Origin of the sequence: Parachitinimonas caeni, from assembly GCF_030129945.1 — a bacterium.
Classification (GTDB): Bacteria; Pseudomonadota; Gammaproteobacteria; order Burkholderiales; family Chitinimonadaceae; genus Parachitinimonas; species Parachitinimonas caeni.
Genome location: NZ_JARRAF010000071.1, coordinates 1 through 8,773, shown reverse-complemented (window position 1 = coordinate 8,773; position 8,773 = coordinate 1). Strand labels below are relative to the sequence as shown.

9 protein-coding genes are annotated in these 8,773 nt (G+C 56.8%); 7 read left to right on the top strand and 2 right to left on the bottom strand.

Features of this window, described 5'->3' with window-relative positions; all coding sequences use genetic code 11:
* Positions 1–662: 662 nt before the first annotated feature.
* Entirely contained in the window at positions 663–1,217 is a 555-nt protein-coding gene (locus PZA18_RS23165; RefSeq protein ID WP_284103274.1) for a DUF2087 domain-containing protein, read from the top strand.
* 1 nt (position 1,218) lies between these two features.
* Positions 1,219–2,202: a GNAT family N-acetyltransferase gene (locus PZA18_RS23160; protein WP_284103273.1), complete on the top strand. Its 984-nt coding sequence runs from the start codon at positions 1,219–1,221 to the stop codon at positions 2,200–2,202.
* Positions 2,203–2,224: 22 nt separating this feature from the next.
* Here PZA18_RS23160 and PZA18_RS23155 read toward each other — a convergent pair whose 3' ends face one another.
* Both PZA18_RS23155 and PZA18_RS23150 read right to left on the bottom strand, forming a co-directional pair.
* A complete protein-coding gene (locus PZA18_RS23155) occupies positions 2,225–2,797 on the bottom strand; it encodes a TMEM175 family protein (RefSeq protein ID WP_308447449.1) in 573 nt (190 codons plus the stop codon).
* A gap of 100 nt (positions 2,798–2,897) precedes the next feature.
* Positions 2,898–4,157 (bottom strand): hypothetical protein, encoded by a 1,260-nt coding sequence (locus PZA18_RS23150; protein ID WP_284103271.1) that lies wholly within the window; start codon positions 4,155–4,157, stop codon positions 2,898–2,900.
* Positions 4,158–4,189: 32 nt separating this feature from the next.
* Between PZA18_RS23150 and PZA18_RS23145 the strand changes: the two genes are divergently transcribed.
* The 5 genes from PZA18_RS23145 to PZA18_RS23125 all read left to right on the top strand — a co-directional run bounded on the left by PZA18_RS23145 (position 4,190) and on the right by PZA18_RS23125 (position 8,652).
* The gene (locus PZA18_RS23145; protein ID WP_284103270.1) at positions 4,190–4,414 is read left to right on the top strand and encodes a hypothetical protein; all 225 of its coding nucleotides are present in this window, start codon (positions 4,190–4,192) and stop codon (positions 4,412–4,414) included.
* Positions 4,415–4,546: 132 nt separating this feature from the next.
* Entirely contained in the window at positions 4,547–4,870 is a 324-nt protein-coding gene (locus tag PZA18_RS23140; protein WP_284103269.1) for an ArsR/SmtB family transcription factor, read from the top strand.
* Between the two features lie 594 nt (positions 4,871–5,464).
* Positions 5,465–7,678 carry a PEP/pyruvate-binding domain-containing protein gene (locus tag PZA18_RS23135; RefSeq protein ID WP_284103268.1) on the top strand — a complete coding sequence of 738 codons (2,214 nt, stop codon included), beginning with the start codon at positions 5,465–5,467 and terminating at the stop codon, positions 7,676–7,678.
* Between the two features lie 118 nt (positions 7,679–7,796).
* Positions 7,797–8,330: a SixA phosphatase family protein gene (locus tag PZA18_RS23130; RefSeq protein WP_284103267.1), complete on the top strand. Its 534-nt coding sequence runs from the start codon at positions 7,797–7,799 to the stop codon at positions 8,328–8,330.
* Between the two features lie 55 nt (positions 8,331–8,385).
* Positions 8,386–8,652 (top strand): hypothetical protein, encoded by a 267-nt coding sequence (locus PZA18_RS23125; RefSeq protein ID WP_284103266.1) that lies wholly within the window; start codon positions 8,386–8,388, stop codon positions 8,650–8,652.
* The last annotated feature ends 121 nt before the right edge of the window (positions 8,653–8,773 follow it).

Below are 8,773 nucleotides of genomic sequence, written 5' to 3'. Positions count from 1 at the left end.
GTCGATTTTTGGGGCATGGCGTCGTTAGGGTTCGCTTATTTAGCTCGCTAAACTACTCTCACCCTGCCTCGCCCTGCCCCAAAACTCGGCCCGGCGCGACCGGAAACAAAACGTCAACAGAGCCTAGGATCGATGGGGTGGTCAAACAGGATGGTCATTGCATCGCTCCTTTCTGGGAAAACGAATAGCTTATGAGTGAGGGGAGGGAGATTGGGTGGATAGAAGGTCGTTTGCACCTTGGGGCGCAGTCAAATCGCTGGTGTTGCCGCGTCCTCTTGCATTGGGCTGGCCGGGAGCTGTGGACGTTTTCTAATTGGGTTCGCATTTCGTCGAATTTTTACCTGGTGCAAGGGGAAAAGCACAGCGCTTAGCGGTAAACCACCCGACTTTCAACGCGGCCGTGGGCCCAAAACTCGGCCCGGTGCGACCGGAAACAAAACGTCAGTAGAGCCTAAGTGCTTGCATCGGCTTCGAAGTTGGCGTTATTCTGCGCGCCGGTCGGCAGTTCACCCAGGCGTCGCCGCTTCGCAACGAAGCACGCTAAACCTGCCAGGCAATAAACGCGCACATCTAGGCGCACGCTTGGTTCGATTCTTGTGCCAGGCCATAAGGGCGATCGTGGCAGCCGGTGTACACCGGGGCATACAGACAAGGACGAAACCATGTCACGCACTGCCTATCCTTTTCATTCCGACGATATTTCGCTACTGGCCCGTTCGCTGGTCAAGCAGTGGGCCGAACAGACCGAGCCCCCTGGTCATGTACAGATGCTGAACATGCTGGCAAGGGCTGTCGGGTATCAGAATTTCCAGCATTTTCGTAGTGAAGCCGAAGCCAGGCCCGCTATCCAGCTGGCTCCGCCGCCGCTCGTTGAATCGGCCGAGCCGCCGTCGATCGGCGCTGCGGCACGCAAGCTTTTGCGGCACTTTGACGAGCACGGCCGATTGCATCGCTGGCCCAGCAAGTTTTCCGAGCAGGGGCCATGCCTATGGCCGATCTGGGCGCGTATTCCGGCTCATCGCACAATGACCGAGCGAGAAGTCAACGAATACATCAAATTGGGCGAAGTGCTGGGTGACCATGTGCTGCTGCGGCGCGAGCTGGTGAACTACAAGCTGCTTGAACGCACGCTGGATGGTCGGGAGTACCGACGGCTCGAACAGGCACCCTCTGCGGTGGGGTTGGATCTGATCCGCCATTTTGCCTCGAGGGTCTAGCATGTTCCCCTTTCTTTCAAGTCTAGGCCGGCCTGTTGTGCCGGCTGATGAGGCCTTTGCGAACACAGGTTTTCCTGCGACGGCTTTGCCGGTTGCGGATGAGGTTTCGGCCAGCGGCCACATTGAACTGGTGCCATTGGCGTCCGATCATCTGAATTCCCTTGCCCATTTGCAGGCAGACTGCTGGCAGCAGCCGGTAGACGCCGCGCACCTGCTGGAAGATCTGAACGATGCAGGGCGGGCAGCTGGCAAGAACGTCGTGGTGGCATTGCGCGGCGGTGAGGTCGTGGCCTGTGGTGCGTGGGTGACGCTGGACCTCGCCCGTACCGGCCAATTCTTCATGGCGCCACTGTTTGGTCACGATGCTGCGGCATTGCAGTCAGTGGTAGACCATATTCTAAGTGTGGCGATAGCGGAAGGTGCCACGAGTGTCCGGGTGAGTGCGCGCCAGACCGAGCCGATCAAGACGGCATTGCTGACGGCACTGGGCTTCGTTCCGCGCTTTGAGTGGGTATTCTTCAGCCGCGCGAATCTCCTGGGGCTGCCGCAGGCATTGCCAGCCGGCTGGGTGAGGGAGTCCTACGAGCAGGTGGACTGGCTCCTGCTGGCAGAGGACTTCGCCGAGATGTTCGCCCATGTGCCCAATTGCACCTTGCCGCCTGCCGATGTGCTGCGTCAGGACTGGCGGGATCGGGACTGGGAAGGCAGCTGGGTTTTGCGCGATCCGAATGGCCGTTATGGTGCGTTGGCATTGCTGCGGGATGGTTGGGTCGAGCCAGTTGGAGTGCGGCCGGAATGGCGAGGGCTTGGCCTGGCGGAGGTCTTATATCAGCGCCTTGCCCAGAGTCTGGATCAACGTGGCCGGATGCCGCTGCGGGCCATGGTGGCCAGCAGCAATCTGCCTTCGATGCGGCTGCATCAGCGACTGGGTTTCATTGAAGACGCACCACGCAGTCAGATGATGGAGCTTGGTTTGCGGCGTTGATCGGTGAGGTGAGTCCTGGAGCTCAGGGCTCACCACGATGCAGGGCGTTTTCGATCCGACGATCAGGGATCAGCCACATCAGCGCTACCAGGATATGGCAGGCCATTGCCAGCCAGGGCAGGTAGAAGGCAATGCCGATTGCGATGGCATGAAAAAACACCGAAAGCTTGCCTTTGAGGTTGTTGCCAAGCGCCTCAGCCAGCAGCGAGTGCTCGCCGCCATCGCTGGCGATGATGGCGTGCTGCAGCAGCCAGAAGGCCAGCGCAGCCATCAGCAAGCCGACGCCGTATAGCGCCGTCGGGGTGGCAGCGAAGTGGTTTTCACCCATCCAGCCCGTGATGAACGGGAATAGCGACAGCCAGAACAGCAGGTGCAGGTTGGCCCAAAGTATGCCGCCACTGACCCGTTTGGCGGCATGCAGCAGGTGGTGGTGGTTGTTCCAGTAGATCCCGACGTAGATAAAGCTCAGTACATAACTGAGAAAAACCGGCCAGAGTGGCTGAAGCACCTCAATGCTGGCGCCATGAGGCACCTTCATTTCCAGAACCATAATGGTAATGATGATGGCGATGACGCCATCACTGAAAGCTTCCAACCGACTTTTTCCCATAGTGTGCCCTTATGCTTGTTGGCGCGGCGAAATCTGGATGATTTCGCCGCGCCCCCGTGTTTTACCGTTGCGGTGCTGTGGCGGTTTACTGAAAGAAGGCGGGGCAAGTGCTGGGCAAAGCACTGGTTGGAATGCCCTCGCAGCTATTCTTGAAGGTGAGGTTGCCATCCTTGTCGGTGAACAGCTCCCAGATGGTGTCGTAGTCGTCAAAGTTCCAGGCCGGCACTTTGGCGGCGACTTCGGGGTTCTGGTAGACCGAGGCCAGCAGGTATTTCACGGCTTTTTCGATATGGTCATGCTCCCAACCCACCAGAATCGAAGAACCACTGGCCGGGTGCTTGAAATAGTACGAATCCTGATCGAACAAGGCATGAGCCAGATCGGGAGCATCCTGCCACTGGAAGGCAGCCAGCGTCAGCGGAATGCCGTGCTGGATCGCAAACGGCGCCACCGTCAGCGAGGGGCGGATATACGAACATGCGGCGCCGCAGTCGATGATGTTGAGGGGGTTGGAGGTGTAGATGTAATCCGGTTTCCGCTTGCCCATCTTTTCGAGCAGGATGTCATTGGCCCCCAGGGCTCGCCACTGTCCCTGGCAGACATAGTTGCCGTTTTCGAAATTGCCGCTGGGATGGGCCTCGACGTGCCGTATCAAATAGACCGACTGTGACGCATAGGGCCGTAGTCCCGGTGGTACCTTGGCCTGCAGGGTAACGGGGGCTTGTGAGCAGGCGCTGCGGGCCGGCAGGGGGATGCGGGGGTAGTTGCTGACCTTGGCAATCTGATCGTCGTACAGGCTGACGCTGAGCGGCTGGTTGGTGCCGGATACCACCAGATATTGATTGGTGGTTTGAATGGCAATCGACGACCCGGTCAGCGATTGCACGATCTGCGACATCATCGACAGCGGCATGGCCATGACGTAGGTGCCACGGGCTTGGTTGGCCAGAATCTGTTGCACGAAATACGCTGGCGAGTTGTAGGTCGAGGCGTCGCCGGGGCTCAGTTTTTGTACTTTGACCGGCAAGTTGTTGAGGATGGCATAGGGCTGAATGCTTTCCAGTGGCCCCATATTGGCGCCATCGCCCGACAGGGTCAGCGCGTAAACCTGTTTGACCTGATTCAGACGGCCGGCCGTCAGGCTGCTTAGCAGTTGGCCGAAGCGCAGCGAATGGTTGAGTCCGACTACCGACAGGTTGTTGCCCTTGTCCGGCTCGCTTTCAAAGGCTTGCACCAGAACGAAATTCCAGTCGTTGGCATTGAGCGGTGGCGGGCTTGACTGCGCCACGGCAGCACGGCTGATCAGCAGCCCGCAAAGTATTAACAACTGCCATATTCTGATCATATGAGGGTCCTCTTGAGTCGGAATTCGTTGATTTGATCGAGCCAGTCTGGCATCGCGATGCGACAGAAACCTTTGTTTCGATAAAAGCCTGGGTGAGCGAGTGGCCGGACTCCGAATACCCGGCCATGCAGCCTGTGCCAGCCGAGGCAAAGGGTGCGGGTAGGGCAGGCTGGGTGCGGTTGCGGCCCGGCCCATCCTATGGCTTGGTAGATCAAGCCTTGCTTGAATGCAATGTCGCGCTGGAGATCGTGCGATGAACACATGCCCTATCCCCTGGCGGGAGATCGCGGTTTGGCCTTGACCTCACAAGGCCCTGCCTCAAGTCTCGGCCTGGCGCGACGTCAAACCCCGAAGTCAACAGAGTCTAATATTTCAAGTAAAATGGAAATATGGAAAATAAAGCTGCCGTAACCGTACTCGCCGCGCTGGCGCAGGAAACCCGCCTTGCCATCTTCCGATTGCTGGTGCCGTTGGGGGCGCAAGGGATGACGGTGGGCCGGATCGGCGAGACCCTATCCCTGGCGCCGGCCACCCTGTCTTTTCACCTGAAAGAGCTGACCCACGCCAATCTGATTGTCGCCCGGCAGGAAGGTCGCTACATCCACTACTCGGCCAATTACGCCACCATGTCCGAGCTGCTGGGGTTCATGACGGAAAACTGTTGTCAGATGGCCGGTGACGCACCCCCTTCTCCGCCAGCCTGTTGCGGCTAAGCCCGGATCGGGCCTGGTCGGTTGACAGACTTTGCGCGGTACCTGCCGCCAATGCCTGAACGGCACAGGTACCAAGCTTTCTTCCACCATTCATCCGCATTATCTTGGGGAAAATGACAATTGCCTGATTGGGGAATTGTTTTTTGGCATTGCTTGAGCTTGGCCGGGTTTGTCTATACAATTCGCCCCCTTTCTGCCTGACTGTAATACGCGATTTACCACCATAAAGCGGACCATATCCCGCTGGATATGATCTTGCGCAATAAAGCGTATGGTTACCCGGTGTTACGATCGGCCCAGGTGACGCCAGAATTCAGGATAATTGTCGGACAATCAAGATTCAAATCTAATTAACCTCCTGATACGAAGATCAAATAGATCCCGCCATTCCCTTCGTTCTGCTGATTGTGTGGCAGGCTGGCGAGCATCTCTGTTTGGCATGAGGCATATTGATTATGCATCGTGGCAAGCCGGATGGAAAATGAAGCGCTATTCAATTTGAATATCGCATGGAAAATCTTGAGGTCGAATATTCTGAGGTGTTTCTTTTAATCAGTTGTAATTTGCATTGAAAAGTGTTTTAACGTGAAAAGAATGATCAAGTCTGTTACAGCAGTTTCAGTATTATTTGCAATTTCGGCGCCAAATTCCTGGGCATTCGAGCTGCCACTATTCTCGAAGCTGACCAAGCAAGCCGCGCCGGTGGCTGCTGCCCCTTTGGCAGCTGCGCCGCTATATGCCACCACGCTCAATAGTGAGACTACCTTCAATAGCTATGCCAAGTCGGGCGGGGTGCTCAGCAATAGCGGCCGTTCGATCAAGTTTCTGATTGATAATCGCAATCCTGCAGCGCGCAGCATCAGCTTTATCAATGGTAACTATCAAGTGAATGGCCGGGTGCCTAGCTATGCCACCTATCACTATGATTTTGCTGTGCAGCGTTATCAGATTGGCGAGGATGTTGCCACCTTTAATAACACGACTTACTACGCACAAAACAAACGTTTCTTTGCCGGAACGATTCAGACCTATTTGCAGGGTGATTCGGCTACGCCGATTTATGCCGTGCAATTCTATCCTGATGATGTGATTTCTGAAGCAACGCTGCTCGATGCGCTGAAAACCGTTAAGGCCAATTTCACCATTCCAAATGCGAAACTCGCTTTTGTTGCCACCGGTACACAACAGACATTCAATACGATTGCGACCCAGGCCAGAGCGTTGAATATTGATCTATTCACCATCGATCAGGTATTGGGTAATATCAAGTATATTGGTTTGAATCCGGGAGAAGCCTGGGGTTATTTGCGCTTATTCCCGCAGGATGTGAATACCCTGCGCCCCACCGATATTCCGGTTTTTGAAGAGCTGCCACTGGATTTGTCGGTCGTGTCTGGTGTGATCACCAAGGCGTATCAGGACATCAACTCGCACGTGAATTTGAAGTCCAAAGAGCGCAACACGCCAAACATGGTGCTGCGTGATGCCAACCCGCTGCATCCCTCACTGCAGCCCTGGGCCAATCAGCCGGTACATCTGGTGGTGACGGCGCAAGGCTACAAGATCGAAGCCACCACGCCGGCCATCATCGAGCAGAAGTTGGCGCAGAAGCTGAATCGCCCCTGGACCGGGCTGCCCGTCGTCAACGAAAGTCGCCTGCAGAGCTTTGACGAGCTATGCAACAGGTCGCTGACCAACGCCGCCTGCTTTGATAGCGCCAAGCGCTATGGCGGCAAGACCACTGGCCTGGGCTTTCTGGCCCGCGCAATGGGGCGGACCGACACCACCGGTACGGTCAGCACCCAATATGGCTACGACCTGACACCAAAGGGTATCGGCATTCCGGTTCAGTTCTATCGCGACATGATGGCGATGCCGGAAAACGCCGCGTTGGCGGCCAAGGTGAATGCCTTGGTGTCGGCCGAGAAGGTGGGCAACCTGTCGCCTGCCGAGCGCAATGCCATGGTGGCCGAAGTGCAAGGCATGTTCTACAAGGCCAAGCTGCCGGCCAATCTGGTTGCCGACGTCAAAGCCAAGCTGCTGGCAGCAACGCCGGGTGTTGCCAAGTTCAAGTTCCGTTCCAGCGCGACCTCGGAAGATGTGGCCAATTTCAACGGTGCGGGCCTGTATGACAGCTTCTCGATCGAGCCGGAAAAAGCTGACAACGCCGATCTTTCCTGTACGGTCGAGCCGGATGGCGATGCCATTGGCGGGGTGGTGACCAAGCTGAAGGTCAAACCCAAGACGGTGCAATGTGGCATCAAGGCTGTTTACGCCAGCTTGTGGAATTCGCGTGCATTGGTCGAGCGCAGCTTTGCGCGCTTGGATCATGCTACTGCCGGCATGGGGATCACCATCAACCCATCTTATGGTGATGAAGCAGCCAATCTGGTGCTGGTGACGCGTGTACTGGGAAGCGATGTCTACGGGTATTCGCTGTCGATCCAGCAAGGTGAAAACCTGGTAACCAACCCGTTGCCAGGAACCATCTCGGAGTACACCGTTGCCGCGTTCTCCGATGCCTCGCGCCCCACCCGGTTTACCACAACCCGTTATGCCAAACCGACGGTGACCGACCCGGTACGCACCACAACCGTGCTGAGCCAGAAGCAGATGAGCGATATTGTCGATATCGCCAAGAAGATCGAGATTGCGTACTGCAAGGCCAAGCCCAGCTACTATCCGAATCGCAACTGCAACTACGTATGGCTGGACAAGGACAAGCCGCTGTCGCTGGATATGGAAGTGAAAATCCTGCCGAACGGTAACTACCTGTTCAAGCAGATGCGCGAGTTTCATGGCCGTTAAGCGCGATTGATTGGCACTGGCAGCCCGCAGCGCTGACCTGACAAGGGTTGGTTGCTGCGGGCTGCGTTGTTTGTGGCGAGTCGGTTGCCATCCTTCTTCAACTTACGATCAAACCTTCATGAAGCCCTACCTGATTACCCTGCTTGCTCTGTTCCAACTGATCGGCTTCGCCTGCGCAACGGATGTGGCCCCGGCTGATACGGAGATTATTCTGGTGCGGCATGCCGATAAAGCCAGCGATGACCCGGTTGATCCGTCCCTCAGCAGCCAGGGGGATGCCCGTGCCAAAGCGCTGGCCAAGGTCATGCAGTATTCCGGTTTGCAGCAGATCTTCAGCTCCCAGTATCGTCGCACTCGCCAGACCGCCCTGGCTGTAGCCGAAACACACGGTTTGATGGTGGAAGAGCGGCCCATCAATGCCGAAAATGCCGAAAGCTACGCCCAGCAACTGGCGTCCGAGATTCGCGAGAAGCATCTAGGCAAGACCATCCTCATCGTCAACCACAGCGATGTGGTGCCCGATCTGGTGGCACAGCTGACTGGCTTGCGCATCGAGCCGATTGCCGAGACTGAATACGACCGCCTCATCACCTTGCGCTTACCGGCACAGGGAGCGCCCCGTCTGCTGCAAAGTCGCTATGGTGCGCCCTAACCGGCCCGATGCGGGGTGGCACCTGCCGCTAGGATCTGACAAGGGAACCTGATAATTGAGTCATTTGAACCATTCCGAACGGGAGATTCCGCCAGAATGCGCCCGCTTACGTGCTGGAATCGCGGGGCAGCGCTTCAACGAAGGCTTGATTCTGGAGATCTATCGCGACCGCAAGGAGGGACGTCGCGGTAGCGCTACCCAGATGCATCTTATTGATTGTGAAGCCTGTCTTGACTGGTTGGGTCAGCAGGTTGAGCCACGCTATCTGGTGCGAGCGCAGCAGGCGGCGGAATATTGCTGCCTTTCGCTATGGTTCTGTTGACGTTAGGTTTACAGTCGCGCCGGATCGAGTTTTGGGGCAGAGCGTCGTTAGGGTTCGCTTATTTAGCCGGCTAAACCGCGCTCACCCTGCCTAGCCCTTCCCCAAAACTCGATCCGGCCCG

Coding starts and splice junctions, on each gene's coding strand:
- PZA18_RS23160 (WP_284103273.1), top strand. CDS start 1,219: ATGTTCCCCTTTCTTTCAAGTCTAGGCCGGCCTGTTGTGCCGGCTGAT.
- PZA18_RS23130 (WP_284103267.1), top strand. CDS start 7,797: ATGAAGCCCTACCTGATTACCCTGCTTGCTCTGTTCCAACTGATCGGC.
- PZA18_RS23165 (WP_284103274.1), top strand. CDS start 663: ATGTCACGCACTGCCTATCCTTTTCATTCCGACGATATTTCGCTACTG.
- PZA18_RS23150 (WP_284103271.1), bottom strand. CDS start 4,157: ATGATCAGAATATGGCAGTTGTTAATACTTTGCGGGCTGCTGATCAGC.
- PZA18_RS23135 (WP_284103268.1), top strand. CDS start 5,465: ATGATCAAGTCTGTTACAGCAGTTTCAGTATTATTTGCAATTTCGGCG.
- PZA18_RS23140 (WP_284103269.1), top strand. CDS start 4,547: ATGGAAAATAAAGCTGCCGTAACCGTACTCGCCGCGCTGGCGCAGGAA.